The organism is Mycobacterium sp. 050134 (genome assembly GCF_036409085.1).
In the GTDB taxonomy this organism is placed as follows: domain Bacteria; phylum Actinomycetota; class Actinomycetes; order Mycobacteriales; family Mycobacteriaceae; genus Mycobacterium.
Genome location: NZ_JAZGLV010000005.1, coordinates 1 through 25,922 on the forward strand (window position 1 = coordinate 1; position 25,922 = coordinate 25,922).

At 69.0% G+C, this 25,922-nt stretch carries 30 protein-coding genes and 1 pseudogene; 11 read left to right on the forward strand and 20 right to left on the reverse strand.

Going from position 1 to position 25,922, the window contains the following annotated elements; genetic code table 11:
* Positions 1–145 precede the first annotated feature (145 nt).
* From SKC42_RS07110 to SKC42_RS07130, 5 genes are all read right to left on the reverse strand, one after another.
* Positions 146–1,192 (reverse strand): type II toxin-antitoxin system HipA family toxin, encoded by a 1,047-nt coding sequence (locus tag SKC42_RS07110; protein WP_330963608.1) that lies wholly within the window; start codon positions 1,190–1,192, stop codon positions 146–148.
* 211 nt (positions 1,193–1,403) lie between these two features.
* Positions 1,404–1,703 (reverse strand): helix-turn-helix domain-containing protein, encoded by a 300-nt coding sequence (locus SKC42_RS07115; protein WP_330963609.1) that lies wholly within the window; start codon positions 1,701–1,703, stop codon positions 1,404–1,406.
* A 128-nt stretch (positions 1,704–1,831) separates the two neighbouring features.
* Positions 1,832–1,960 carry a hypothetical protein gene (locus tag SKC42_RS07120; RefSeq protein WP_330963610.1) on the reverse strand — a complete coding sequence of 43 codons (129 nt, stop codon included), beginning with the start codon at positions 1,958–1,960 and terminating at the stop codon, positions 1,832–1,834.
* 389 nt (positions 1,961–2,349) lie between these two features.
* A complete protein-coding gene (locus tag SKC42_RS07125; protein ID WP_330963611.1) occupies positions 2,350–2,730 on the reverse strand; it encodes a type II toxin-antitoxin system death-on-curing family toxin in 381 nt (126 codons plus the stop codon).
* A 729-nt stretch (positions 2,731–3,459) separates the two neighbouring features.
* Positions 3,460–3,996 carry an alpha/beta fold hydrolase gene (locus SKC42_RS07130; RefSeq protein ID WP_330963906.1) on the reverse strand — a complete coding sequence of 179 codons (537 nt, stop codon included), beginning with the start codon at positions 3,994–3,996 and terminating at the stop codon, positions 3,460–3,462.
* Between SKC42_RS07130 and SKC42_RS07135 the strand changes: the two are divergent.
* Positions 3,978–4,350: pseudogene (locus SKC42_RS07135) on the forward strand (VOC family protein). The gene SKC42_RS07130 and the pseudogene SKC42_RS07135 overlap by 19 nt on opposite strands.
* A gap of 21 nt (positions 4,351–4,371) precedes the next feature.
* Here the strand turns inward: SKC42_RS07135 and SKC42_RS07140 are convergent.
* The 3 genes from SKC42_RS07140 to SKC42_RS07150 all read right to left on the reverse strand — a co-directional run bounded on the left by SKC42_RS07140 (position 4,372) and on the right by SKC42_RS07150 (position 5,348).
* On the reverse strand, positions 4,372–4,602 hold the full coding sequence (locus SKC42_RS07140; RefSeq protein ID WP_330963612.1) for a hypothetical protein: 231 nt from the start codon (positions 4,600–4,602) through the stop codon (positions 4,372–4,374).
* 96 nt (positions 4,603–4,698) lie between these two features.
* Complete coding sequence (locus SKC42_RS07145; RefSeq protein WP_330963613.1) at positions 4,699–4,899, reverse strand: three-helix bundle dimerization domain-containing protein; 201 nt, start codon at positions 4,897–4,899, stop codon at positions 4,699–4,701.
* 179 nt (positions 4,900–5,078) lie between these two features.
* Positions 5,079–5,348 carry a hypothetical protein gene (locus SKC42_RS07150; protein WP_330963614.1) on the reverse strand — a complete coding sequence of 90 codons (270 nt, stop codon included), beginning with the start codon at positions 5,346–5,348 and terminating at the stop codon, positions 5,079–5,081.
* 640 nt (positions 5,349–5,988) lie between these two features.
* Here SKC42_RS07150 and SKC42_RS07155 point away from each other — a divergent pair.
* The gene (locus tag SKC42_RS07155; RefSeq protein WP_330963615.1) at positions 5,989–6,618 is read left to right on the forward strand and encodes a hypothetical protein; all 630 of its coding nucleotides are present in this window, start codon (positions 5,989–5,991) and stop codon (positions 6,616–6,618) included.
* A 3-nt stretch (positions 6,619–6,621) separates the two neighbouring features.
* On the opposite strand, the gene SKC42_RS07160 is transcribed toward SKC42_RS07155, so the two are convergent.
* Positions 6,622–7,791 (reverse strand): glycosyltransferase, encoded by a 1,170-nt coding sequence (locus tag SKC42_RS07160; protein WP_330963616.1) that lies wholly within the window; start codon positions 7,789–7,791, stop codon positions 6,622–6,624.
* Between the two features lie 60 nt (positions 7,792–7,851).
* Between SKC42_RS07160 and SKC42_RS07165 the strand changes: the two genes are divergently transcribed.
* Positions 7,852–8,775 (forward strand): cation diffusion facilitator family transporter, encoded by a 924-nt coding sequence (locus tag SKC42_RS07165; RefSeq protein ID WP_330963617.1) that lies wholly within the window; start codon positions 7,852–7,854, stop codon positions 8,773–8,775.
* Here the strand turns inward: SKC42_RS07165 and SKC42_RS07170 are convergent.
* Both SKC42_RS07170 and SKC42_RS07175 read right to left on the reverse strand, forming a co-directional pair.
* Positions 8,772–9,428: a hypothetical protein gene (locus SKC42_RS07170; protein ID WP_330963618.1), complete on the reverse strand. Its 657-nt coding sequence runs from the start codon at positions 9,426–9,428 to the stop codon at positions 8,772–8,774. The two genes, SKC42_RS07165 and SKC42_RS07170, sit on opposite strands and share 4 nt — an antisense overlap.
* A gap of 136 nt (positions 9,429–9,564) precedes the next feature.
* Complete coding sequence (locus SKC42_RS07175) at positions 9,565–10,527, reverse strand: alpha/beta fold hydrolase (protein ID WP_330963619.1); 963 nt, start codon at positions 10,525–10,527, stop codon at positions 9,565–9,567.
* A gap of 62 nt (positions 10,528–10,589) precedes the next feature.
* Between SKC42_RS07175 and SKC42_RS07180 the strand changes: the two genes are divergently transcribed.
* Positions 10,590–11,612, forward strand: coding sequence for a methyltransferase (locus SKC42_RS07180; RefSeq protein WP_330963620.1), 1,023 nt, complete (start codon positions 10,590–10,592; stop codon positions 11,610–11,612).
* A gap of 4 nt (positions 11,613–11,616) precedes the next feature.
* On the opposite strand, the gene SKC42_RS07185 is transcribed toward SKC42_RS07180, so the two are convergent.
* From SKC42_RS07185 to SKC42_RS07195, 3 genes are all read right to left on the reverse strand, one after another.
* On the reverse strand, positions 11,617–11,874 hold the full coding sequence (locus SKC42_RS07185) for a hypothetical protein (protein WP_442932029.1): 258 nt from the start codon (positions 11,872–11,874) through the stop codon (positions 11,617–11,619).
* A gap of 50 nt (positions 11,875–11,924) precedes the next feature.
* Positions 11,925–13,442, reverse strand: a complete 1,518-nt coding sequence (locus SKC42_RS07190) for an alanine/glycine:cation symporter family protein (protein ID WP_330963621.1) — start codon at positions 13,440–13,442, stop codon at positions 11,925–11,927.
* Positions 13,443–13,564: 122 nt separating this feature from the next.
* Positions 13,565–13,894 (reverse strand): DUF732 domain-containing protein, encoded by a 330-nt coding sequence (locus SKC42_RS07195; RefSeq protein WP_330963622.1) that lies wholly within the window; start codon positions 13,892–13,894, stop codon positions 13,565–13,567.
* 109 nt (positions 13,895–14,003) lie between these two features.
* Here SKC42_RS07195 and SKC42_RS07200 point away from each other — a divergent pair, with 109 nt between their 5' ends.
* From SKC42_RS07200 to SKC42_RS07210, 3 genes are read left to right on the forward strand one after another with little or no spacing between them, the layout of a single operon-like run.
* Positions 14,004–14,741, forward strand: coding sequence for a Clp protease N-terminal domain-containing protein (locus SKC42_RS07200; protein ID WP_330963623.1), 738 nt, complete (start codon positions 14,004–14,006; stop codon positions 14,739–14,741).
* 44 nt (positions 14,742–14,785) lie between these two features.
* Positions 14,786–15,307 (forward strand): hypothetical protein, encoded by a 522-nt coding sequence (locus tag SKC42_RS07205; protein ID WP_330963624.1) that lies wholly within the window; start codon positions 14,786–14,788, stop codon positions 15,305–15,307.
* Positions 15,304–15,825: a GNAT family N-acetyltransferase gene (locus SKC42_RS07210; RefSeq protein ID WP_442932046.1), complete on the forward strand. Its 522-nt coding sequence runs from the start codon at positions 15,304–15,306 to the stop codon at positions 15,823–15,825. Before SKC42_RS07205 ends, SKC42_RS07210 begins: the two co-directional genes overlap by 4 nt.
* Here SKC42_RS07210 and zapE read toward each other — a convergent pair.
* Positions 15,800–16,888, reverse strand: a complete 1,089-nt coding sequence (gene zapE, locus SKC42_RS07215; protein WP_330963625.1) for a cell division protein ZapE — start codon at positions 16,886–16,888, stop codon at positions 15,800–15,802. The two genes, SKC42_RS07210 and zapE, sit on opposite strands and share 26 nt — an antisense overlap.
* Here zapE and SKC42_RS07220 point away from each other — a divergent pair.
* The 4 genes from SKC42_RS07220 to msrB all read left to right on the forward strand — a co-directional run bounded on the left by SKC42_RS07220 (position 16,887) and on the right by msrB (position 21,028).
* On the forward strand, positions 16,887–17,663 hold the full coding sequence (locus SKC42_RS07220) for a pyrimidine reductase family protein (RefSeq protein WP_330963626.1): 777 nt from the start codon (positions 16,887–16,889) through the stop codon (positions 17,661–17,663). The two genes, zapE and SKC42_RS07220, sit on opposite strands and share 2 nt — an antisense overlap.
* Positions 17,664–17,677: 14 nt before the next feature.
* Entirely contained in the window at positions 17,678–19,237 is a 1,560-nt protein-coding gene (locus tag SKC42_RS07225; protein WP_330963627.1) for an alpha/beta hydrolase, read from the forward strand.
* 75 nt (positions 19,238–19,312) lie between these two features.
* Positions 19,313–20,608 (forward strand): arabinofuranan 3-O-arabinosyltransferase, encoded by a 1,296-nt coding sequence (aftC, locus tag SKC42_RS07230; protein ID WP_330963628.1) that lies wholly within the window; start codon positions 19,313–19,315, stop codon positions 20,606–20,608.
* 9 nt (positions 20,609–20,617) lie between these two features.
* Positions 20,618–21,028, forward strand: coding sequence for a peptide-methionine (R)-S-oxide reductase MsrB (gene msrB / locus SKC42_RS07235; RefSeq protein WP_330963629.1), 411 nt, complete (start codon positions 20,618–20,620; stop codon positions 21,026–21,028).
* Between the two features lie 54 nt (positions 21,029–21,082).
* On the opposite strand, the gene SKC42_RS07240 is transcribed toward msrB, so the two are convergent.
* The 5 genes from SKC42_RS07240 to hemE form a co-directional block, all read right to left on the reverse strand.
* Positions 21,083–21,931: an endonuclease domain-containing protein gene (locus tag SKC42_RS07240; RefSeq protein ID WP_330963630.1), complete on the reverse strand. Its 849-nt coding sequence runs from the start codon at positions 21,929–21,931 to the stop codon at positions 21,083–21,085.
* A gap of 120 nt (positions 21,932–22,051) precedes the next feature.
* Positions 22,052–22,804, reverse strand: a complete 753-nt coding sequence (locus SKC42_RS07245) for a class I SAM-dependent methyltransferase (protein ID WP_330963631.1) — start codon at positions 22,802–22,804, stop codon at positions 22,052–22,054.
* Positions 22,801–23,496, reverse strand: coding sequence for a hydrogen peroxide-dependent heme synthase (hemQ, locus tag SKC42_RS07250; RefSeq protein ID WP_330963632.1), 696 nt, complete (start codon positions 23,494–23,496; stop codon positions 22,801–22,803). Before hemQ ends, SKC42_RS07245 begins: the two co-directional genes overlap by 4 nt.
* 5 nt (positions 23,497–23,501) lie before the next feature.
* A complete protein-coding gene (locus SKC42_RS07255) occupies positions 23,502–24,854 on the reverse strand; it encodes a protoporphyrinogen oxidase (protein ID WP_330963633.1) in 1,353 nt (450 codons plus the stop codon).
* Positions 24,851–25,912 (reverse strand): uroporphyrinogen decarboxylase, encoded by a 1,062-nt coding sequence (hemE, locus tag SKC42_RS07260; protein ID WP_330963634.1) that lies wholly within the window; start codon positions 25,910–25,912, stop codon positions 24,851–24,853. Before hemE ends, SKC42_RS07255 begins: the two co-directional genes overlap by 4 nt.
* Positions 25,913–25,922: the final 10 nt, after the last annotated feature.

Sequence of the window (25,922 nt, forward strand, 5' to 3'; positions counted from 1 at the left end):
AGGAGCGAGGAGCGAGGAGCGAGGAGCGAGGAGCGAGGAGCGAGGAGCGAGGAGCGAGGAGCGAGGAGCGAGGAGCGAGGAGCGAGGAGCGAGGAGCGAGGAATCATGCTAATTGAGGCAGGATCCCCCAGGCCGTCGCGGCGCATCAGTCCGCGGACGTGTAGTCGTAGCTCGCGTACGGATTTAGGATCTGCCTGTGCCACAGTAGATTTCGTTGTGAGCGGGTCAGCCTGGCGAGGTCGGCGACTTCTGTCCATTCGCGCTCGATCAGGTCAATCTGCCCGTCGATGATGTCACGCCCCTGGCCGATGGTCAGGCCGTACACGGGTGCGGCGCGGAGGCACGCGGCGAAGGAGCTGTCGCGAGCGCCGTCACGATCGAAGGCTATGGCTTGCGCCGAGGTCTCGCCGGAGCGGGGCTGTGGGCACAGGTCATAGGCGGGGGTTAGTTCAAGGGATTGTCCGTCCCAGAACGCGGCGTGGTTGCGCGCATGGTCGTCGTTGTTGCCGATGGCCACGTTGAACACGATGCGTTCGAATAGCTGTCTGCCTACGTCGGCATGGATCCCGGTGCGGCGCAACACGTCTAGAATGTCCGGGTACGTCGCGTACCGTCCTTCCATCTCGTCGAGCCCGAGCATCGTGAGTCCGGACACGACGATGCGCCGTCCGCCGGCGGGCGGGCGATCGAACCGCTCGATCATGAGAACATCGCGGCCGAGTGAGCTGGCGAGGAACGATGGCGTGGTCTCGATTCCGGCACGCCGGGCGAACTCAAGAGCCAGCGCCTCGGCGTTGACCACGGGGTACGTGTCCGACGTCGAAGAGAACTTGGCGATGTGGCTCACCCCGTCGACGTCGATGAGCGCCTTAGGACGTGCGCCACCAATGGAGGTGCCCCGAACCAGCGCGGCGGCGAGTTCATCGGAAAGCGGGCGTCCCTCCTGCAGCGCGTCAGCAGCCGCATGCAGCTCGTCAATTGTCGCGGAGCTACCACGCGGCACGTAGACATCTGGGCTCGTCTGAAAGTCCAGGCCGCCGATCCGGTTTGACCCCGATTCCAGGAAGTAGGTGATTTGGTCCAGGTCACCGGGGTCGGCGTCGCGCCCCTTGGGGCCGAGGAGTCGTTCGAGGATCACGCGCTGTCCCCAAGAGTCGGGGCCGGCGTCGCGCAGCGCGGAAGCGATCGACATGTGGGAGCTAGGAATCTGCCATCCGGCCGTCAGCGGTAATTCTGGTGTGTAGAGGCTGATGGCGTCGGGGCGGTCGAGGTAGCTGCGTCCGTATCCGAATACATACGGCCCCCCGTTGCGCTGGCGTTGGACGCGCCCCGCGACGACCGGGTCGACGTGACCGGGCAGCCAGACCCAGACAAAGGCGTCACGCCGGGCGGGGATGTTGCGATCAGAAGTTGAGGTCATTGTCAGCGTCGGCTGGTATCGATCGGGGCTGGTATTCGCGGGACGGGAGGAGCGCCACTCGCTCCTCGCCGCGGCGGCGAAGCCTCGCCAGTTCGTCGTCGTCGGCGCCGAATAGTGGCACGCCGAGCACTGTTGCGGCGCTGAAAACGGTGCCGATGGCGACACCGGGCGAGCCCCGCTCGATGGCGGTGACGGTGCGCGGGTCCGCGCCGATGCGCATGCCCAGCGCGGCGGCTGTCCAGTTCTTCTCGTGCCGCGCGAGGCGGATTTGTGCACCGAGCACAGCAAGAGCGTCCGCGGCGGTGCGAGTCGGGGCGTTTATCCGCTTCGGCATGGCTACTTACCTTTAAATGTCATTAACTGTGTTCTAGTGACATTTTATTGTCAATCCGGTCCGGAGGTCAAGGACGCTTAGCCGCCGTATTCGGGGCAGTAGGCGGCGGTGCAGGCGTTGATCGTGGCCGCCGCCTGCCAGCCGGTGAAAGTGCGGTCGTTGGCGAACACCTGCTGCACGGCCCACAGCGCCGCCTGCCGCTTCAAATGCGCCGACTGTGCCGTAGGCGTGCAGTCCGGTGCAATTCCCCGCCAGGGTGCACAGGTCGAGGTAGCCGAGGAGGCGTTCACCCCGTTCGGGGTCTTTCTTGGCGATAGGTGAGCAGGTAATTACGGTTGTCGCCGCGTGCGTAGAGGTCGATGCCGCCCTGGTGTGCGACGACAGCGGGGTAGTCGCGAGTCCACTTGGGCGCGCTACTCATGAGATCGTCTTCGCCAGCTGGTTGACGGCGGCGTGGACTCACGCCGTCGCTGGGTGAGCAGCTTCGCCAGCTCGGGCAACTTCGCGCTACTGAGCACCCGGCTTATATCGCTCGCCAGCTTCGGGGTGATGGACGGACCCCCAGCGCCGATGCCGGGGGTCCTGTTGTCTCGCTTTACAATCCGGCCAATAGGCGCAGGCCCTCGGCAACCTTCAGCCACTCGATTTCGCCGACCGCCGCCGTCAGCACCAGCTCCTCGGCGAAGTCAACGTCGTACCGGTCAGGCAGGTTGATGCCGTTCAGCCAAAGGCACGCCCACGCGGACGCCCACGCGGTGCGCTTGTTGCCGTCGACGAAGGCATGGTTACGAGCCAGGGAGTGCAGGAGGGCGGCGGCTTTGTCCCACAGGGTCGGATAGGCGTCGTCACCAAACAGGCTTGTTTGTGGTCGGGCTACAGATGATTGCAGCAATCCCTCGTCGTTAACGGTGAGCGCGAAGCCGCAAGCGATGCTTCCACCGGCAACGATGTCGTCGCGCTCAAGATAGATGGTCACGCGAGACGGCGGTTCAACTCACCCGACCGCGCCGTCACGTACTCGAATGCCTCGGTGACGCGGGCAGCACGACTGTCGGCTGCCGCCATTATTGCGTCATGAGCGAACGGTTTCAGCGACCTCCCGCTGCGACTGGCAGCCGCGCGAACACGTTCCAGCTCGGCGGCTGTGAACTGGACATTCAACGCGGGCACAGCGCACCTCCCCAATCAGGTACCACGACGGTACCATATTTGCACGGAATCCGTCAGCGCAGAGGTGCAGACCAGCCGGTCGCGCCGGATTTGATGACTGATAGCTGTAGGAATAGACCATCACACGGTCATTACCTGGTTCGGACCGTCCGCCCTCGATCCTCAGGTCGACCGCTTGTTCTCCGTCCGCGAGCACGCCATCGTCGCAAGGCGGGTCAGATTCCCGGAGCCGACCCGTAGGTCAATCTCGAGCAACCCTTCACAAGGTAGGCGCCTCGTGTCGAGTGCAGGCCTCCAGACTTCGCACGGCGACCGATCGCGCACCACCGTCGGTCACCACGCGCTGGACCCACGTGAAGCCGCCGCCCGAGGCCGAGTTGACCCCGGACATCCGCGACTGGTCGCCGCGATCGTCGACCGCACTGCCTTCAACGCCCACATTCGAAAACCAGGGCTGACTCCCATCGGCTGCCGACCTCAAAGACCGCGGCACGCCACAAACGTGCAGCCAAATCACCACACCGGCGGCGTCGCATCACTCACCGGAAACCAAGGCTGCCGCGGCCAAAACAACATCCGGGTGCGACCACAGCAATCCGCCACCAGCCAAATCCACGATATCGCGTCGGGCACCGCAGATGCGTTCGGCCAACGTCAACCCTAAGTCCGGAGAGTGGACGCGGTCGTCGGCGCCAAACAAGACACACACATCCACTCCAGGATCAAACAACTTCGCCGGCCACGCCGACATGGCCAGAACGGTGTCGCGCGCGTAACCAGCTGCGCCCGAAGCAAATCCATCCTCAAGCGCAGTCCGCAACAACGACCGAAACCCAGGCTGACCATAGATCGCTTCATCTGAGGTCGGATAGTTACTCATCAACATGTCAAACAGCGCATCGGCGGTGTATGCCGATAACCTCTGCTCCACGGCGTTCGCATCGAGGGCGACCGCGTCGACCATCGTGCGGTATTCCTCAGGCAAAAGCGCGGTGGTCGGAGGATAGCCCACATCATCGATCGGTGAGACCAACACCACCCCGCGGGCCAATCCTGTCGTGGCAACCGCCAAACCGAAGGGAGCTCCTTGGGAAAGCCCGCGATCTCGACGCGTCGCGGGCGTTCTACGAGCGATACCTCGGCCTCGTCCGCTCCCGGCCGGGCCTCCGCACGCCGTCGTCTTCGACACGAAGCCAATCGCATTCGCGCTCCGCGACGTCGTTCCCGGCACCGATCTCGGCCGTCGCGCAGCCCGGCATCGGTGCCGGGGTCTGGCTGCACGCCACCGACGTCCAGGCGATTCACGACGCTCTCGTCGCCGACGGTCACACCATCGTCGCCGCGCCCATCGACGGCCCCGTTCGGCCGGACGTTCACCTTCGCCGACCCCGACGGCTACCAGGTCACGCTGCACGACCGCGCCTGAGCGGCTGCGACCTAGACGGCCTTACTCCTCGTCTTCGTCCTCGAACTCGTCGAGGTCGAGGTTCAGCGGGTCGTCGCCGTTGGGGTCGACCACGTACTGGCACCAGTAGTTGGGGCTGAAGAAGATCTTGTCCGAGTGGTCGGCGTCTTCCCCGGCCTCCACCATCAGGACGCCGTCGGCGACGCCGTAGCTGAAGGCGTTGGGATATTCGACGAAGCCGTCAACGGTGCGGATGTGCACGTCGTAAGTCACGAGCGGAGTGTGGCACGATGCCCGGTGCCGACGGGCTTACCAGGGGTTTACGGCGCCTGTCGATCGGGTGAAGTGCTGCCGCCGCGGCGCCAACGCCTAATTCAGCCCCTGCTTGAGCTGTTCGCGGGCGTTCTTCTCGACGAGCACCGGCACGAAGTCGCGAATCCGGCTGGCAGCGAACCGCGCGTGCTCGTGCCGGATCAACTCGTCGACCACCTCCGGCGCAATCCGAGGAAACTGCCCGACCAGCCGTCGCCCGATGTCTTCCAGCAGCGCTTCCTCGCTGATTTGAATCATTCGACCCATGCCCAGGCAAGTTCCCACGCGGGCGGTCTCGCTAAACGGCGATCGCTGATTCGGGCGCCGAGGAACTGCTCGCTCACTGGGGCCATCGCACGAGAAATAAATCCTTGCGATCTCTGCGGCGTGTCGTCGCAACCAGTTACGTGTCGTCGTGGGAGGGGCGATGCGAGGCGCTATGACCGTGCGCCCGGCCGCACCCAGGTCACCGTGTTGCCGCGGCCGACGTAGCTGAGTTCGAGTGTGGCGCCGCTGATCTTGAGCGGTACGTAGACCAGGTCCATCGGCGGTCCGGGAGTCACCCAATGTAGCCAGAGGACGCACTGGTTGTCCTCGCCGGGGGGCATCGCGTCCGTTTCGGGAGTGGAGGCCCACGGCTGGTAGCTCCAGGTGCCGGATTCGTCCGCACCGCCACCGCGGGACGTCAGTGTGCCGTCGGCACCCAAGGTGATGACGGTCGCGCCGCCCTGCTCGTTCCAGGCCCCCTTTAATTGCTCCGGGCTGATTTGGGCTTGAGCGCACGGGGCATTGTCGGATCCCGGGGTTGCGGGGACTCTCGGTGAACCCGCAGCGACCGGAGCGCAACCGAGTGCGATCAGCAGGGCAACTGACGTGACCGATCTGGCAATCCGGCGCCCCACACGCATTGCACCGTAAGTTGTTTCGTTCACGGGAGCGGCGGAGCGTCGGGCGGAGGCGCATCGGGTTCGGGGGGCGGCCCGGCCGGCTGGGGTGCCGGCGGCGGCGTGGGATGCGAGCAGTCGGGCAGGTACGTCCACACCCCGCCCGTCCGCGTCCAGGTGATTCCACAACCCAGCGGTACGGCGGCTGGTGTCGGTACCGGTGCGATCAGCACCGCCAAGAGCGCGGCCCCCAAGGCCGGACAAACGACGCGACCCACCGCGGCCGTGCGCGGCGCTCCGCGGCCCGCTCGCCCCACCCTGTGTTCTCCCCGGCAATCGATCCACCAAGTCTGAATTGGGCCACCTCGGTGCGCAACTCGGCGAGGCTGCGACTCGCGCAGCGCAACGCCCCATTTGCTGCGAGAATTGAGCAGGCAAGGCAGCCCGAGGGGGTTCTCGACCGATGATCCACAATCCCTACTGGGACGCCGTCAAGCACTGCGTGGAGACCGAAACCGTCGGCGGCGAGCCGGTGGTCGGTTATTTCAGCGTCGACCGCAGCGTTGAAGAGAACATGGCCCGCACGCCCAACCGGCAGCGGCTGGTCCGGAAATACTGCTGGACGATTCCCGACCCCGACACCGTCGCCTTCGTCGCCGAGCACGCGGACGGCGGCCTCGTGGATCCGATCGCGGGCACGGGCTACTGGGCCTACCTGCTGGGCCAACTCGGCGTCGACGTCGCCTGCTACGACCTGAATCCCGGGACGGCGCTGGTCACTAACGGCTGGCACGACGAGGATCTCTACGCCTGGGTCCACGCCAAGGACTGCGTCGAAGCCGTTGAGATGCACCCCGACCGGACGCTGTTCCTGTCGTGGCCGCCGCACGGTCAGGACGTCGGCGCCAGGATCCTGACCGCGTACCGCGGCGCGCGCGTGATCTACGTAGGCGACGGCCGCGGGGGCGCCACCGGTGACGAACGCATGCACCAGATCCTGGATACGGAGTGGTCGGAGGTCGATTCCCGCCAGCCGGTGCTCTGGTGGGGCCAACACGACCGGGTGACGGTGTACGAGCGCCGTGTGACGTGACGGCTAGCGGGCTTCGGCCAGGCTTTCGAGCAGGTCGGCTGTCTTCACGGCGCTGTCCGCGGCCGGCGTCATCCGCGCGGCCACCTCGCGGGCACGTGTCACGCAGTCGGCGGTGAGAATCGCTCCCAGGTCCGCGGCAAGCGATTCCGCGGTGGTGGCCGCGAACTGCCGGCTGCCTCCGAGTCCGAGCTGTTCCAGGGCGGCGGCCCACATCGGCTGATCGAGCCACAGCCACAGGACCAAGGCCGGAATTCCGGCCCGCAGGCCCGCCGCCGTCGTCCCGGCCCCGCCGTGGTGTACGACCGCACGGCACGCCGGAAGCACGGCCGCATGGTTCACCGACCGCACCACCTTGACGTGGTCGAAACTCGGTACATCGCGAAAATCGTTGGGGCCGCTGCAGATCAGCGCCCGCTCCCCCAGCAGCGCGCACGCCCCGCCGATCGTGGCTACCAGGTCCGCAGGTGCCGCGATCGGCGTACTGCCCAGGCCGAAGCAGACCGGCGGCTCTCCGGCGGCAATCCACGACAGCGCCTCGTCATCGTCACCCGAGGGCAACTGCAGCGTCAGCGCGCCGACGAAGGGCCGTCGGGCGGCCGCGCCGCCCCAGGACGCAGCGACTCCGGGCACACAGAACTCGTCGTAACCCTGGATCTCCACGGACGGGGCGCCGCACGCGGCCGCGTCCGGCAGACCGAGAGCTTGGCGCTGCGCGGCCGCGGCCTGCTGCCGCAGGCTCGAGTACAGCGGGCCGAACGAGAGAATCTGCGGCGGGAAGAAGTGCAGGCCCGCCATCGGAATGCCTTGTAGTTCCGCGACATTCGCGGCCAGCTCTTGCTCGTTCAGCCCTGCCAGCAGCAGGTCAGCGCCGTCCGACAGCGACGCCAGCGTCGCGCTCTTCGACGTCCACGTCTCGGTGAGGTCCGCCAGCACCGCGGGCAGCGCGCCGACCGGATTAGGAACTGTGCCAACGAGGTTCGCGAACGCCTCCGTCTGGCCGCGGGTGTCGGCCCCGTAGGCGACCGCGGCGATCCCCACCGACTCCACGAAACCCAGCATGTCGGGCGGGGCCGTCATCCGCACGTCGTGGCCGCGGCGCGCCAACTCGCGGGCGGCCGCGGCGCAGGGCTCGACGTCCCCCCGGCTCCCGTAGGCCACCACCACAACTTTCATCGGCAACCAACCTATCCGGCGGGTTTGATTGGCCGAACGCCCACCGGGCAAACTTGACGCATGCACGTCATCAGCGGAGTCCGTGACCCGGCCGTCAGCTTCCCCCTCGACACCGCGATCGACGACGCGGGCGAGCGTCGCCAGGCCAACCGCGCCGTGGCCGTCAGCGCCGTCGGACTCGCCGTGACCGGGATCGTCGAGCTGGCCATCGCCCTCGTATCCGGATCGGTCGCCTTGCTCGGCGACGCCCTGCACAACCTGTCGGACGTCTCGACGAGCGTCCTGGTGTTCGTCGGTTTCCGGGCCTCCCGAAAGGTCCCCACCGACCGGTACCCGTACGGATACGAGCGCGCCGAGGACCTCGCCGGAATTGGGGTGGCGCTGGTGATCTGGGGCAGCGCGGCGGTCGCCGGCTTCGAGAGCGTGACCAAGCTGCTTCGCCACGGTTCGACGGGCCACGTGGGCTGGGGCATCGCGGCGGCCGCGGTGGGCATCGCGGGCAATCAGCTGGTCGCGCGGTACAAGCTGGCCGTCGGCCGACGCATCCGCTCGGCCACCATGGTCGCCGACGCCAAGCACTCCTGGCTGGACGCGCTGTCCTCGGCCGGGGCGATGCTCGGCCTCATCGGCGTGGCCCTCGGCTGGGGCTGGGCCGACGCCGTCGCCGGGATCGTCGTCACCGGGTTCATCTGCCACGTCGGCTGGGAGGTCAGCGCCGACATCGCGCACCGCCTGCTCGACGGCGTCGACCCGGAGGTCGTCACCACCGCGGAGACGGTCGCCGCCACGATCCCGGGGGTCCAACACGCGCACGCCCGCGCCCGCTGGACCGGGCGGACCCTGCGGGTCGAGGTGGAGGGCTTCCTCGACCCCGACACCTCACTGGCGGACGCCGACCGCATCGGTCGCGCCGTCGCCGCCGCGCTCACGCCGAAAGTGCCGGACATGCAGAGCTTCACCTGGGCAGCGCGCGCCGCCTCTTAAGCGGGCAGCCCGCTCTTGATGGCCGCGTCCTGCTTGCGGGCAACGTCGAGCACAAAGTCCTGCGGCACGGGATCGCCCGGCGCGCTTTCGAATTCGAGGTCAGCGAACACCTTGCCCTCGACGAACATCACCATGGCCTTGGACACCGGGCCGTCGTGCTTGTTGGCGGTCCCGATGACCATCGTGCCGTTGGTGCCGATGTCGATCGGTCCCGGCGCTCCTCCCTTCACGCCAATCTCCGGGTCGGTCATGGCCTGCGCCGCCATGTCACGGGCCTGGCCGGCCGCGCCCGCGTCGGGATAGACGTAGAGCGTGACGTCGATCTTGCGGGAGTTGGCCTGGTTCATGAATAGCCCGTCGACGCCGGCCGGGCTGGGTACCGGCACGCTTTGCGCCAGCGTGAAGGTGTCGCCCGGCACCACGATATCGGTGGCCTTGATCAACAGGTTGCTGTAATCCGACGGCTGGGCGGCGCCGCTGGTCGGAGCCGCCGACGACGACGCGGCCGAGCTCGACGCCGATGCCGTGGACGCCGACGCCGACCTCGACGTCGACGGGGCTGCCGACTTGTTTCCGCCGCAACCGGTCAGGGCCGCCGCGACGGCCAGAGCCGTCGCCGTCAGACCCACCGTCTTCGCCGATACCTTGGTCACCATTGACTCCTCCGGGCGCGGTGCGGTTTGCTGTATCCCGCGCAACATAGCGGATGAGGTGGCTCCAACGGAAGGCCAATTGCTCAACATTCTTGTTTGCTACGGCAAGCATCGGCGGGGCACCGTCGGGGAGAGATCAACCCCGTTGGGCGGCAAACGAGTCGACGACCTCGACGAGCTCCGCGGCCGCCTCCCAGTTCAGCAGGTGCCCGGCATCGGGCACCGAGACCAGCCGCGCCCCGGGGATGCCCTCGGCGAGCCGGCGCGAATGGCTCGGCGGTGTCGTGCGATCCGCGGTGCCGACCATCACCACCGTCGGAGTCGTGATCTCGCCGAGCCGGGGGTAGCGATCCTCCCGGGAGAACGCCCGCACGATCGGCAGCAGCGGCCCATGCTGCTCCATGTGCCGGTTGAAGAACTCCACGAACACCGAGATCATCGCCGGCGACGGACGTGCGCCGCATTGCGCGGCGCCGAACAGCGTCGCGACCGTCCGGTTGCGCATCAACCGCTGCAGGATTCCGAGTTGCAGCAACGGGATCTGCAGCCGGTTCTGCGGCGCCTCGTCCAAGATGCGACCCGCCCAGGTGGCGAACAAGACGAGGCCGCGCAGCCGCCCGGCCAACCCGGCGTGATCGAGCACCGCGCGGATGGTGACGAAACCACCCATCGAGTGCCCGACGAGCACGCCGTCGCGAACCTCGAAATGCTCTGCGACGGCGGCCAAGTCGGCCGCCATCTGTTCCGATCCGACCCCGTGGGAGCCGAGGGTGGAGCGCCCGTGACCGCGCTGATCGAAGGCGATGACCCGAAACCCGCGTTCCTGCAGCGCATCCCAGACGAAGTTCCACTCCACGACGTTGGCGCTGTAACCGTGGACCAGGAGCACCGGCGGCCCCTCCCCCGCCACCAGCGCGTGCAGCTCGGTCCCGTCGGGCCGTGGGATCGTCACGCGCTCCCCGGTGGGTTCGATGGTCAGCCGTTCGCGCGGGAACGGGTCGGGGTTTCGCGCGATGCGCGAGGTGATTTGCCGCGCCGCCGCCCAGCCCGCCACGCCGGTCCCCCCGAGCGCGGCTCCCACCGCCAGCCCCATTCTCATCCGCAGACCCTTTCGACGGACAGCGTCGCCCGTCGACACGTTACCGACCTCGAGGGCCCGCCATGACCACACCCGCAGAACACGCCGCCGCAGCCGAGACGTTGCAGGAGATGATCCTCGCCGCGTGGGTGTCGCAGGGCATCACCGCTATCGCCGACCTCGGTGTGGCGGACGCGCTGGCGGCCGGTCCGTTGCCGATCGACGAATTGGCCGGCCGGGTGGGCGCCGACGCCGACGCGCTGAGCCGGCTGCTGCGGGCTTTGATCAGCAAGGGCCTCTTCGCGCACCGCGACGACGGCCGCTACGAGCTCAACGCGATGGCCGCCCTGCTGCGCACCGACGGGCCGGTGTCGATGGCCCCGATGGCCCGGTTCATCGGCGCGCGCCAGCACCGCGAGCACTGGAGCATGCTGACCGAGGCGATCAGGACCGGCAGATCGGTCGTTCCGGCGCTGCGCGGCAAGAGCTTCTTCGACTACCTGGCCGACGATCCCGAGTTCGGCCAGATCTTCAACGACGCCATGACCGGGCTGTCCGGAGTGGCGATCGGGCCCGTCATCGACGCCTATGACTTCACGCCGTACCGCACAATCGTCGACGTCGCGGGCGGGCACGGCCGTCTGCTGGCGGCGATCTTGGGGGCGGCGCCCGACGCCCAGGGCGTCCTCTACGACCTGCCCGAGGTGATCGCCGGGGCGACTCCGCTGCTATCGGAAGCCGGTGTGGCCGAACGGGTCCGGCTCGCCGAAGGCTCGTTCTTCGACCATGTCCCGCCCGGCGCCGACGCCTACGTGCTCAAGCACATCGTCCATGACTGGGGCGACGACGAGGCGGTGCAGATCTTGCGCAACGTGCGATCGGCAGCGCCCCCGGGTGCGGCGCTGCTGCTGATCGAGGCGATCGTCGAGGACGGCGACGCCGGACCCGCCGCCAAGTGGACGGACCTGGAGATGCTGGTGATCAACGACGGTAGGGAACGCACCGAAAGCGAGTACCGGACCCTGTTCGAGCGGGCCGGATTCGCGATGAGCGGCGTGGTCCGGACCGCGTCGCGATTCGGCATCTTCGAGGGCCGCGCGGTCTAGTCTCCTAGCCTCGACCGAACCGCTCGCGCAGTTGCGGGTCGCCCTCCCACCACACGCCCGGCGACCCCGCGCCGTCGGCCTGGGCCGTCTCCTCCGCGTCCAACTGCGCATCGACGCGCACCGCGTGCGCCTTTTCGTCCCGGGACAGCGCGCGCATCAGAACCAGGACGAACGGCCACCCGACCAGGTTGCCCAGAATCCACAACACGCCGGCGCCGATCGTCTGGTCCAGCCGCTGATCGGGTCCCCAAGGCCGATGCAATGTCAGGTAGTACGCCGCGCGTATTGGCGAGAGGCCGACCGATGCGGCGCCTACGCCGCCGACGCGCGCGACAGCCGCAGCCGCCGCGGCGCGGGGCGGCTCAGCAGCAGGGACTCGGGCAGCGCCCCGACCGGTCGGGGCTCCGGGAGCGCCCAGATGTCGCCGTCCAACTCCCCGGGCAGTCCCGCCTGGCTCGCGATGAACACGGGATGTTCGCCGCGGGCGGCCTGGCGGTGAAAGTCGCGCAGCGCGGCGAACGCCCACTTGCCCAGCAGGCAGAGGGCGACCAGGTGGACAATGGCCATCATCGCCATCGCCAGGTCGGCGAGCGCCCACACCAGCGTCAGGGTGGACACCGCGCCGAACACGATCGCCAGCAGGGTCACGGCCTTGAGCGCGTTGATGGCAAGGCGCCGTCCGCCGAGGAAGAACAGATTGGCCTCGGCGACCACGTAATTGCTGAGCACCGAGGCGAACGCGAAGACGAAGACCACCGCCGTCATGAGCGCGGTGGTCCACGAGCCGAGCCCCGCGGCGATCGCCGATTCCGTCAGGCTGGCGCCGGCGATCGAGCCCGTGTGGGCCGGATCGTAGACCGACGGCCCCGACATCAGCACGATGAACGCCGTCGCCGTGCAGATCACCATCGTGTCGACGAATACAGCCAGCGACTGAATCAAGCCTTGCTCCACCGGATGTGACACCGTCGCCGCCCCCGCGATGTTCGGGGAACTGCCCATCCCGGCCTCGCAGGCGAACAGTCCGCGCTTGACCCCGGTAAGCATCGCCGTCGCGATGCCGCCCGCGAAACCCCCTGCCATCTGCCGGATTCCGAACGCACCGCCGACGATCTCCTGGATCACCGCCGGCAGCTGGGTGACGTTGACCGCCACGATTGTGAGCGCCAGCAGTCCGTAGGCCAGCGCCACGGCCGGGACCACCAGCTCGGCGAACCGGGCGACCCGGCGGACCCCACCGAACAGGATCGGCGCCGCCAGCGCCACCAAACCCACTGTCGTCCAACGGATGTCGACGCCGTGCGAGGACTTCAGGACACCACTGATCGCGTTGGTCTCCACCATGTTGAAGGCCGTCGAGAACGTGCACACCAGCAGCACGGCGAACATCACGGCACCCGCCCGCGAGCGCAGCCCCCGCTGGATGTAGAAGGCGGGGCCGCCGCGGAACGCGCCGTCGCCCGACCGGACCTTGAAGATCTGCGCGAGCGTGGCCTCCACCACCGCGGTCGCCATGCCGACAGCGGCCACCACCCACATCCAGAAGATCGCCCCGGGGCCGCCGACCGTGAGTGCGATGGCAACGCCCGCGATGTTGCCGGTGCCCACCCGCGATGCGAGGCCGACGCAAAACGCCTGGAACGAGGAAATCCCACCGTCTTGGCGGTGGGACCGGCGCACCTGGCGGACCATACGCCCGAAGTACCGGACCTGGATGAATCGGGTGCGCACGGTGAAATAGAGGCCGGCGCCGATCAAGAGATAGACGAGCACGTGCGTATTGAGCATGTAACTGAGCGGATCGATCACCTGCGTCTGAAAGAACTCCAAGTTTCGAATCCTCGACTTAACACGTGGGCCGGCCGGTAATTGCTGCAGCGTATGGCCGAAATGTTTACGAAAGGTTTCGTTAACCGGGGCGTCGGTAGCGGCGTTGTAAAAACGGGATGACGCTATGCGCCGCCGCCGGGCTTGGCGGCCACCACCGCCAGCGCCTGCGGGCAGTACACATTGGCGGCGATCGCGGTGAACCGTGCGGCGTTGTCCCCGTGGAGGCCCGGGTTGAGGTTCTGCACGGTCTTGACGACGTCCGCCATCTGCTTGCCCTGGTCGACCATCTTGCACACCGATTTGCCGGCGGCGATCACGCGGTCGGCGCCCTGGTAGGTGATGCCGGCCGCCTGCAGTGAGGCGAGGAACGCGTCGTCGTTGCCGTCGGCGGACGCGGGCGCGGCCGCACCGATCAGGGCGGCGAGGGCGACCGGCGCCAGGAGGGCTTTCATAGCGCATCCGATGCTCTCAAAGTCCCGACCGGCGCGCATCTGATTGGCCGGGTTTGCTTGCCGTCAACCCGCGGTTGACAACGTAGGATCGTCAACCTAGTGTTGACGCATGTCCGACCCGACGCGCATCGCCTACCCCGTCCGCCTCGACGAGATGATCGACGCCATCAAGCGGGTGCACGCCGACGCGCTCGACCAGCTCGCCGACGCCGTCCTGGCGGCCGAGCACCTGGGCGAAATCGCCGACCACCTCATTGGCCACTTCGTCGACCAGGCGCGCCGCTCGGGCGCCTCGTGGACCGACATCGGCAAGAGCATGGGTGTCACCAAGCAGGCCGCCCAGAAGCGGTTCGTCCCCCGCGCCGAGGCCACCACGCTGGACCCCGAGCAGGGATTCGGGCGTTTCACCCCGCGGGCCCGCGGCGCCGTCGTCGCGGCGCAGAACGCCGCCCACGAGGCCGGCAACGGCGAGATCACCCCCGACCACCTGCTGCTCGGCGTGCTCAGCGACAAGGCCGCGCTCGCCACCGTCTTGCTGCACCGGCAGAAGGTGGACACCGAAGCCCTGCGCACGTCGGTGCGGCTCCCACCGGCCGCCGGCGAAACACCCACACTCATCCCGTTCAGCGGCCCGGCCCGCAAGGTGCTCGAGCTGACCTTCCGGGAGGCGCTTCGGCTCGGCCACAACTACATCGGCACCGAGCACCTGCTGCTGGCGCTCCTGGAATCGGAGGACAGCGGCGGACCGCTGCATCGCGCAGGCGTCGACAAGGGTCGTCTGGACGCCGACCTGAACGCCGCACTGAAATCCCTGGCCGCCGGCAAGACGGTGGGTGCGGACGGCTGACCCCGTGTGGGATCATGCAAAGGTCCTGCGCGGGAGGAGCAAAGATGCACCGCTGGTTGACCGTCCTGTCCACCTTCCTCGTGGCCGCCGCGGGCGTCATCGCGGTGGGGGTCGCCGCCCCCCGGGCCCACGCCGGTGACGCGCCGATCGGCCACATCGGCGACACACTGCGGGTGGACAACGGCACGTACGTAGCGGACGTCACGGTCAGCGGGGTGTCACCGTGCGACCCGCCGCCGGGATTCGGCTACACGCGCGAGGGCACCTTCAGGGGCTTCCCCGGCAGTTCCGTCGAGCGCGCCGACGTGGTGGTCCGCGCCATCCGCGTGCCCAACGCGTTCATCATGGGCAAGGACTTCAGCTTCACCGGCGTGACGCCGTTCGCCGACGCCTACAAGCCGAAGCCGAACGACGCACCCGACTCGCTCGACAACGTTCTGGTCAACGCCCCCAACGGGGCGATCGTGCGCGGCGAGGTCTACTGGGATGCCTACCGCGACCCCGTCTCCACGGTCGTCCTGTTGGACCGCACGACGGGCTACCACCTCGCGCAGTGGAATCTTTGACCCACGGCGAATCCCTGTCGCCCTCCGTCGATCTCGCCACTCCCGGCTCCGTCGACACCCGTGAACTCGCGGCCGTCGCCGCGCAAACCTTTCCGTTGGCGTGCCCACCGGGAACGGCGCCCGGCGACATCGCGGCGTTCGTCGACGCCAACCTGTCCGCCGAGCGGTTCGCCGACTACCTGGCCGACCCGCGGCGCGCGATCCTCACCGCGCGGCACGACGGCCGAATCGTCGGGTACGCCATGCTCGTTCGCGACGCCGACGCGGCCGAGCTGTCCAAGATCTATGTGCTGCCCGACTACCACGGCGCCGGCATCTCCGCGGCCCTGATGGACCGCACGCTGGCCACCGCGAGACGGTGGGGCATCCGGCGCGTCTGGCTGGGGGTCAACCAGCAAAACCAACGCGCGCAACGCTTTTACACCAAGAGCGGATTCGCGGTCGACGGCACCAGGACGTTTCGGGTGGGCACCCGGCTGGAAAACGACTACGTCATGGCTCGCGCGCTTGCGCGGTGAGCGCTAGCAGGCGAGAGATGGCCCGCAGGTACTTCTTTCGGTAGCCGCCGGCCAGCATCTCGTTGCTGAAGATGCCGTCCAGCCGCGCCCCGGACGCCGCCACCGGTATGCCGGCGTCGTACAGCCGATCGGTCAGCGACACCACCCGCAACGCGACGTTCTGGTCGTCGAGGCCATGCACGCCGGTGACGAAGACGGCCGTGACGCCCTCGATCAGGGTGAGATAGCGCGACGGGTGCATGGTCGCCAGGTGCGCGCACAACGCGTCGAAGTCGTCGAGCGTCGCGCCCGGGGTCGCGGCGGCGCGCGCGGTCACCTCCTCGTCGGACAGCGGCTGCGGCGCCGGCGGCAGGGCGCGGTGCCGATAGTCGGGACCTGCTATCCGCACGGTGGTGAAAATGCTTGCAAGCGTGTTAATTTCACGCAGGAAGTCGTGGGCGGCGAAGCGGCCCTCGCCGAGCTGCTCGGGCAGGGTGTTTGACGTCGCGGCCACCGAAACGCCGCGCTCGACCAGCGACGAGAGCAGGCGCGAGATCAGCGTGGTGTTGCCCGGGTCGTCGAGCTCGAACTCGTCGATGCACACCGCCGTGTAGTCGGCCAGCAGCTCAATGCATTCCGTGTAGCCGAACACCCCGGCGAGCTGGGTCAGCTCCCCGAACGTCGCGAACGCCTTGGGCGTCGCAGCCGCCGGACCGTCACCCGGTAGCCGGTAGTAGGCGGACGCCAGCAGGTGCGTCTTGCCCACGCCGAACCCGCCATCCAGGTACAACCCGACGCCCGGCAATACGGCCCGCTTGCCGAACAGCCGCCGCCGGCCCGCCCGCCGCTCCACGGCCTGCCGGCAGAAGTCTTCGCACGCCGTGACGGCGGCCGCCTGCGTCGGTTCCGCCGGGTCCGGCCGATACGTCGCGAAACTCACGTCGGCGAAGGTGGGCGGCGGGCGCAGCTGCGCGATCAGCCGTTCGGGGGACACCGTCGGATGCCGGTCCACCAGACGCGCCACGCGGCCGGAAGTGGACCCGTGCATGCCCGCACTGTAGCGCCGTGTTGCAATCGGACCCATGCCCGACTCCGGGGCCATCCCCGAGACGCCGCCGCTGTCGCTGCTGGGGTCCGTACGCCCACTGGACGCCGACGCGCTGCCCGCGCTGTACGAGTACCCGGAACCGCGCGAGACGTGGGTGCGCGCCAACTTCATCACGAGCCTGGACGGCGGGGCGACCGCCGGCGGCACCAGCGGATCCATGGGCGGTCCGGGTGACCGCTTCGTCTTCAACCTGCTGCGCGAACTCGCCGACGTCATCGTCGTCGGGGCGGGCACGGTGCGCATCGAGGGCTACTCGGGCGCGCACCTCAGCGTCCCCCAGCGCCAGCAGCGGCAGGCCCGCGGCCAGAGCGAGGTGCCGCAGCTGGCGATCGTCAGCGCGTCCGGCCGCCTGGACCGCGACATGGCGGTGTTCACCCGCACGGAGGTGCCGCCGCTGGTGCTCACCCGCGCGACCGCCGTCGAGGAGACGGGCCGCAGGCTCAGCGGGCTGTGCGAGGTGGTCGATTGTTCGGGCGACGACCCCGGGCAGGTCGACGAGGCCGCCATCCTCGTCGCGCTGGGCGGACGCGGGATGCGGCGCATCCTCACCGAGGGCGGCCCCACGCTGCTGGGCTCGTTCGTCCGGCGCGAGTTGCTCGACGAGCTCTGCCTGACCATCGCGCCGTTCGTCGTCGGCGGCGCGGCCCGGCGCATCACGGCGGGGCCGGGACAACTGCTCACCCGGATGCGCTGCGCCCACGTCCTGACCGACGACGCCGGCTACCTTTACACCCGCTACGTCAAGGCCTAGCTACTGTTGTCGGCATGAGTCGCCGGATCACGCGCGCCGCCATCCTGCTGGCGGTGACGACCGTACTGGCCGGCTGCGTCCCGGGCCTGGCCGCGGACCCGCGCTTCGCCACCAATTCCGGCGCCCGCCCGCAGGGCGTGCCGAGCACGAAGCCGCCGCCCAGCGGGCCGCCGCCGATCGCGGCACCGAAAAACGACCTGTCCTGGCACGATTGCACGGCCCGGGTCTTCGGCGACGCGGCCGTGCGCCCCACACCCGGCGTCCAGCTCGACTGCGCGACCTACGACACGGACCTCGACGCGGTCAACGGCGGGTCGGGCAGCCTCACCATCGGCGTGGTCCGCGCCCGCTCGAGCCAGACGCCGCGCGACGCCGGCCCCCTCGTCTTCACCACCGGCTCCGACCTGCCGTCGTCGGCGCAGCTGCCGGTGTGGCTCGCCGGCGCGGGCGCCGACGTCCTACAGACCCACCCCATCGTCGCCGTCGACCGCCGCGGGATCGGCATGTCCAGCCCGATCGACTGCCGCGACCGCCTCGACCGCCAGGAGATGCGCGACCAGGCGCAGTTCCAGAGCGGCGACGACCCCGTCGCCAACCTCTCCGACGTCTCCAACACCGCCACCACGAACTGCACCGACGCCATCTCGCCGGGCGCGTCGGCGTACGACAACTCCCGCGCCGCCTCGGACATCGAGCGGCTCCGGACCCTATGGGACGTCCCGGCGGTCGCGCTCGTCGGAATCGGCAACGGCGCGCAGGTGGCCCTGACCTACGCCGCTTCGCGCCCGGACAAGGTCGCGCGGCTGATCCTCGACTCCCCCGTCGCGCTCGGTGTCAGCGCCGAGGCGGCCGCCGAGCAGCAGGTCAAAGGCCAGCAGGCCGCGCTCGACGCCTTCGCCGCCCAGTGCGTCGCGGTGAACTGCCCGCTGGGCGCCGACCCCAAGAGCGCCGTCAGCCAGCTGCTGGCCGACGCCCGCGCCGGCAAGGGCCCCGCCGGCGCGTCGGTGGCCGAGGTGGCCGGTGCCATCACCGTCGCGCTGGGCTTCCCCACCGGCGGCCGCGTCGGCGCCACCAACAGCCTCGCCGCCGCGCTGGCGGCCGCCCGCGCCGGCGACGCCAACCAGCTGACCAACCTGATCAACCACGCCGACGCGGTGCAAGACTCCGACGGCCAGTTCGTCAACTCGTGCAGCGATGCGATCAACCGGCCGACGCCGGACCGGGTCCGCGAGCTCGTCGTCGCCTGGGGCAAGCTCTACCCGCAGTTCGGCAGCGTCGCCGCGCTCAACCTGGTCAAGTGCGTGCACTGGCCCACCGGCTCGCCGCAGCCGGCGCCCAAGGACCTCAAGGTCGACGTCCTGCTGGCCGGCGTGCAGAACGACCCGATCGTCGGCAGTGAGGGCGTCGCCGCGACCGCGGCCACCATCATCAACGCCAACGCGGCGAGCAAGCGGGTGATGTGGCAGGGCATCGGCCACGGCGCCAGCATCTATTCGGGCTGCGCGGTTCCCCCGCTCGTCGGCTACCTCAACAGCGGCAAGCTGCCCGGAACCGACACGTACTGTCCCGCCTGAGTTTCGGGGTGGGGCCGGCTCGATTGCCCGCCTCCTCCTGGCCCGCGACGCGGCCGCATCGTCGGCGGGCGGGCGGTGTACGGTGCGCTGGTGACGGCAGCTGACTCGACCCGAACCGGCTTGCGCGAGCGGGCGCTCGCCGCCTTCGCTCCCCGCACGGGCGCACCGAGCGCGGCGACCATCGTGCGCTCGGCGTTGTGGCCGCTGGCGATCATGTCGGTGCTGCACCGCAGCATCATCCTCACGCTCAACGGCAACATCACCGACGATTTCAAGCCCGTCTATCGGGCGGTGCTGAACTTCCGGCGCGGCTGGGACATCTACAACGAGCACTTCGACTACGTCGACCCGCACTACCTGTACCCGCCCGGCGGCACGCTGCTGATGGCGCCGTTCGGATACCTGTCCTTCACGCCGTCGCGGTACCTGTTCGTGCTGATCAACACGGTGGCGATCCTCATCGCCTGGTACCTGCTGCTGCGGATGTTCAAGTTCACGATGGCGTCGGTGGCCGCGCCCGCCCTGCTGCTCGCCATGTTCTGCACCGAGAGCGTGACCAGCACCCTGGTGTTCACCAACATCAACGGCTGCGTGCTGCTCGCGGAGACGCTGTTTTTGCGCTGGCTCCTGGATGGGCGCGTGAACCGCCAATGGTGGGCCGGCGTCGCGATCGGGCTGACCCTGACGCTCAAACCGCTGCTGGGGCCGCTGCTGTTGCTGCCGCTGCTCAATCGCCAGTGGCGGGCGCTGGTCCCCGCGATCGCGGTGCCCGTGGCGATCAACGCCGCCGCCTGGCCGCTGGTCAGCCACCCGATGGACTTCTTCACCAAGACGGTGCCCTACATCCTGGGAACGCGCGACTACTTCAACAGCTCGATCGAGGGCAACGGCGTGTACTTCGGCTTGCCCACCTGGCTGATCGTGTTCCTGCGAATCCTGTTCACGCTGCTCGCCATTGGTGCCCTGCGGCTGCTGTACCGCTACTACCGCACCCGCGATCCGCTGTTCTGGTTCACCAGCTCCTCGGGCGTGCTGCTGCTGTGGTCGTGGCTGGTGCTGTCGCTGGCCCAGGGCTACTACTCGATGATGCTGTTCCCGTTCCTGATGACCGTCGTCCTGCCCAACTCGCTGATCCGCAACTGGCCGGCGTGGCTCGGGGTCTACGGCTTCCTGGCGCTGGACGACTGGCTGATTTACCGGTGGATGAGGTACGGCCGCGCCCTGCACTACCTGAAGATCACGTACGGCTGGTCGCTCCTGCTCATCGTGGTGTTCGCGGTGCTGTACTTCCGCTATCTCGACGCCAAGGCCGAGGACCGGCTGGATGACGGGATCGATCCGGCGTGGCTGCAAAACCGCAAATCGAGCTAACTTGGACACATGACAAGTCCGAAGCTGCAGCTGACCGATGCCGAGTGGCGGCAGAAGCTCACACCCGAGGAGTTTCACGTGCTGCGCCAGGCCGGCACCGAGCGGCCCTTCACCGGCGAGTACACCGACACCAAGACCGAAGGCGTCTATCAGTGCCGGGCCTGCGGCGCCGAATTGTTCCGCAGCACCGAGAAATTCGAGTCCCACTGCGGGTGGCCGTCGTTCTTCGACCCGGCGAACTCCGACGCGGTGATCCTGCGCCCCGACGACTCGATGGGCATGCGACGGGTAGAGGTGCTGTGCGCGAACTGCCACAGCCACCTGGGCCACGTCTTCGAGGGCGAGGGATACCCGACGCCCACCGACCAGCGCTACTGCATCAACTCGATCTCGCTGCGTCTGGCGGCGGCGGGCGGCTGACCTTCCGCGACACGTAACCAGTTGCGACGACACGCCGGGGCGCATCGCAGCCAGTTACGTCTGGCGGAATCCACGACGGAAGAGCGCCTCGCGGACGCGCCGCACTGCGTCCTCTGCGCTGTCGTCGGCGATCACGCGGATCACGATCCAGCCGAGTGCTTCGAGCTTGCGTATTCGCCACTGGTCTTTGGCATATTGGCGGCGGTCGGCGCGGTGATGGTCGCCGTCGTACTCGACGGCGACTTTGTATTCCTCCCAACCCATATCCAGCACGCCGACCGTTCGCCAGTTCTCATTCACGGGGATCTGCGTTTCCGGCGCGGGCAGCCCGGCATCGATGAGCACGAGGCGGAGCCAGGTTTCCCTGGGTGACGCGGCACCCGGGTCGACGAGTGGAAGGGCCCCGCGCAGCCGTCGAAGGCCACGCGCACGCGGGTACCGCGCGGCCAGCCGCAGAACGCCCTCAGCGCGAAACGGGCCCGCTCGCATCAACGCATCTAGCCGCGCCACCGCGTCGCCCCTGGGCAATCGCCTGCCCAAGTCATAGGCCGTTCTCTCCCTCGTGGTCACGGGCAGACCGGCAACGCGCGTGACTTCATCCGCTCCAAGCCGCTCATTACGGGTGATCACGCCGCCCGGGGCATGCCGATTCCGCCAGACCAGTTCGATGGGCTCGTCGTCGTCGATCCAGCGCGAGCCGTGCAGCGCCGCCGCGGCGAGGCCCGCCATGACGCCGCGCCGGTCCGACCACAGCCAGGCCGCGACGGTACGGGTCCTCATTGATAGCGGCTCGCACTTCGCCAGATATACGTCGTGATGAATCGCGCGAAACCCGGTTCGCAGTTGATAGGGAGTCAGCCTCCCCTGCCGCACAGCCTCACTGCCTCTGAAAACGTCTTCCACCTAGAGGAAGACGCCGCTGCACAAATCCCGGCTCCACCAGATGTAAATGGTTGCGACCAACTCCGGCGTGTCGTCGCAGCGGTTTACGTGTCGCGGCGGCCCGAAGAAAAGAGGCCCGCCTTAGTCCACCCGCGTCGCATGCACTTCCCAGAACGGGGCATGCACGCGTCCGTTGACCAGCCACGGCTCCATCGCCCGGAAGCGCTTGAGCATGTCATCGGTCTGCTCGGCCATGTCGGGATTGCGCGCGGCCATCATCTCGATCTGCTCGGCGCTGATGTTGACCAGATAGGTGGTGGGCCCCAGGTAGGTGATCTCCCACCCACCGACCGGGAGCACGTCGCGAAAGTCGCTCTCGGACAACGACCTCATCATCGTGAAGCCGTTGACGTCGTGTTGGCCGAACTCGAACATGTAGAGCCGCGCGCCCGGTTTGGTCGCGCGGCGCAGCGCCTGCACGTACGACCTCTGCAGCTGCGGATCGGAGCTGAACGTGTGGTAGAACGCGCAGTCGACGACGGTGTCGAAGCGGCCCTCGAAGCCGTCCAGCTTGGTGGCGTCGGCCAGCTCGAAGTCGACCGACACCCCGGCCGCGCGCGCGTTGCCCCGCGCGCGCTCCAGTGCCGTCGCCGACCCGTCGATGCCCGTCGCCGCATAGCCCTTCGATGCGTAGTAGATCGCGTGGTGGCCGGGCCCGGTGCCCGGGTCGAGCACCTCACCCCTGATCGCCCCCAGGGCAACCAGCTGCTGGACCACCGGCTGCGGGCCGCCGATGTCCCACGGCGTGGCGGCCGGCAGCCCGTGCGACAGCCGGTCGTCCCGGTACATCTCCTCGAAGCGGGCCGGGTCGGTGGGATCGAATGGGGTGCTCATGGCAGCGAGTTGACCAACTGCTCGACGGGCACCCGCGGGCCGGTGAAGAACGGCGTCTCCTCGCGCGTGTGCCGGCGGGCGTCTGTGGCGCGCAACTCGCGCATCAGATCGACGATGCGGTGCAACTCGGGGGCCTCGAACGCCAGCAGCCACTCGTAGTCGCCGAGCGCGAACGCCGGCACCGTGTTGGCGCGGACGTCCTTGTATTCCCGGGCCGCCATGCCGTGCTCGGCGAGCATGCGCCGGCGTTCGTCGTCGGGCAGCAGGTACCACTCGTAGGACCGCACAAAGGGATAGACGCAGATGTAGGCGCCGGGCTCCTCGCCGGCCAGAAACGCCGGGATGTGGCTCTTGTTGAACTCCGCCGGCCGATGCAGTGCCACGCTGCTCCACACCGGCGAGCAGGCCCGGCCCAGCGCGGTGGTGCGCCGGAAGTCCGCGTAGGTGGCCTGCAGCGCCTCGATGCGTTCGGCGTGAGTCCAGATCATGAAGTCGGCGTCGGCGCGCAAGCCCGCGACGTCGTAGAGGCCGCGCACCACCACCCCGCGCTCCTCCTGCTGTTTGAAAAACGTCGCCGCCTCGTCGACGACGGCGTGACGCTCGTCTCCGAGCGTGCCCGGCCGCACGGAGAAGACTGAGAACATCAGGTAGCGGATCGTCGCGTTGAGGGTGTCGTAGTCGAGCTTGGCCATAGCCCCTATGGTGCCACTTCGGCGCCGAGGGCCTCGACCGCGCGGCCGGCCGCCGCGACACACGCCGGCACGCCGATGCCGTCGAGGTAGCTGCCGGCCACGGCGAGCGTCGGGGGCAAACCGGCGCGCGCCTCGGCGACCAGGTCGGCGTGCCCGGGCCCGTACTGGGGCATCGCGTCGATCCACCGCTGCACCCGCGCATCGAACGGCTCGACCGCGAGCCCGAACACGGCGGCCACGTCGGCCACCGCCCAGGCCAGCAGGTCGGCGTCGGAGGTCGTGACCGCGACGTCGTCGCCGAAGCGCCCGAACGACAGCCGCAACAACTGGCCGTCGCCCCCTTGTCCCCACTTGCGTGACGACAGGGTGATCGCCTTGGTCCGCAACGGCTCGCCGCTGGCGACGAGCACACCCGAACACTGCGGGAACGGCGTGTCACCGGGCACGGCCAGCGCCACCACCGCCGCCGATGCGGTCGCGATCCGGCCGGCCGCGGCGGCCGTGCGCGGGGCGATTTCACCGAGCAGCCCGGCGGCGCGGGCCGGCGGGACGGCCACAACGACCGCGTCGGCGCGCCACGCGGCGCCGGTGTCGTCGATCAGCGACCAGCCCGACCCGATCGGTTCGAGCCGGTTCACCGCGGCGCGAACCCAGCGCAACCCGCTGCGCGCCACGAGTTCGTCGACCAACACCCGGTATCCGCCATCCAGCGCCCCGAACAGCGGCGCGCCGTTGGGGGGCGGCAACGCGCGCCGGACGGCGTCGGTCAGGCTCGCGGCGCCGCGATCGAGGGCCGCCGCCACACCTGGGGCCGCCGCGCGCAGACCGATGGTCGCCGCCGAGCCCGCGTACACCCCGCTCAACAACGGATCGACGGACCGGGCCACCACCTGCTCGCCGAACCGGTTGGCCACCACGTCGGCGACCGACGGATCGCTGCCGGCGCGCCAGTCCAGCGGCCGCGCCGGTTCGTCCCGAATGCGCGCCACCGTCTCGTCGTCGACGAGGCCGGCCACCGACGCCGCCGACGACGGGATGCCGACGACCGTGCCGGTGGGCAGCGGGTGCAATTCCCCCTGGCTGTAGATCAATGGCCGCGCCCCGGCGGAGACCCGCTGGCGCCCCGATAGGCCCAGTTCTGCCACCAGCGCCGGCATCTCGGGCCGGCGCAGGATGAACGCCTCGGCGCCGAGGTCCATCGGCTGGCCGCCGACCGACTCGGTGCGCAGGATGCCACCCAGCCGGTCCCCCGGCTCGAACAGGGTGATGGACGCGGCCGGACCGGCGGCCGCGCGCAACCGGTATGCCGCCGTCAGTCCCGAAATTCCGCCCCCGACAACGCAATACGACTGGCTCATAGGGAATGGACCAGTGACACCAGCTCGGTCAGCACGCCGGGATCGGTTTCCGGCAGCACGCCGTGGCCCAGGTTGAAGACGTGGCCGCCCGCTCCCGCGTCGACCGCGCGGCGCCCGTCGTCGACCACGGCCCGCGCGGCGCGTTCGACCACCGGCCAGCCGGCCAGCACCACCACCGGATCGAGATTGCCCTGCAGCGCGGTGCCGGGCGCGACGCGCGTGGCGGCGTCGGCGAGCGAGGTCCGCCAGTCCACGCCGACGACGGTGGCACCGGCCGCCGACATCGCGCCCAGCAGTTCGGCCGTCCCCACCCCGAAGTGAGTCATGGGGACGCCGTACTCGGCGAGCGTGGCGAACACCCGCGCGCTGTGCGGCGCCACGCAGGCGCGGTAGTCGGCCAGCGACAGCGCCCCGGCCCAGGAGTCGAACACCTGGATGGCGTCCACGCCGGCGTCGAGCTGCGCCCTTAGGAAACCGACCGTGATGTCAGTCAGCTTCTCCAGCAGCGCGTGCCAGCTGTCGGGCTCGGCGAGCATCATCGCCTTGGTGCGCGCGTGGTGACGGCTGGGTCCGCCCTCGATCAGGTAGGACGCCAGCGTGAAAGGCGCGCCGGCGAACCCGATCAGCGGCACCCCGCCCAGGGCGGCCACCAGCAGGCCGACCGCGTCGGCCACCGGCTGGACACGTTGTGCGTCAAGGGGTTTCAGCGCATCGACGTCGGCGGTCGTGCGCACCGGCGACGCGATCACCGGCCCGACGCCCGCCACGATGTCCAGGTCGACGCCGGCACCGAGCAGCGGAACCACGATGTCGGAGAACAAGATCGCCGCGTCGACGTCGTGGCGGCGCACCGGCTGCAAGGTGATCTCGCAGACCAGCTCGGGGTCGAAGCAGGCCGCCAGCATGTCGGTCTGCGCCCGCAGCTCGCGATACTCCGGCAGCGAGCGACCGGCCTGGCGCATGAACCACACCGGGATCCGGGCGGGCTTGCGGCCGGAGACGGCGGCCAGGTAGGGCGACTCGGGGAGGTCGCGGCGAGTACGAGCTGGTCTGTCCATTGTCCTCAAT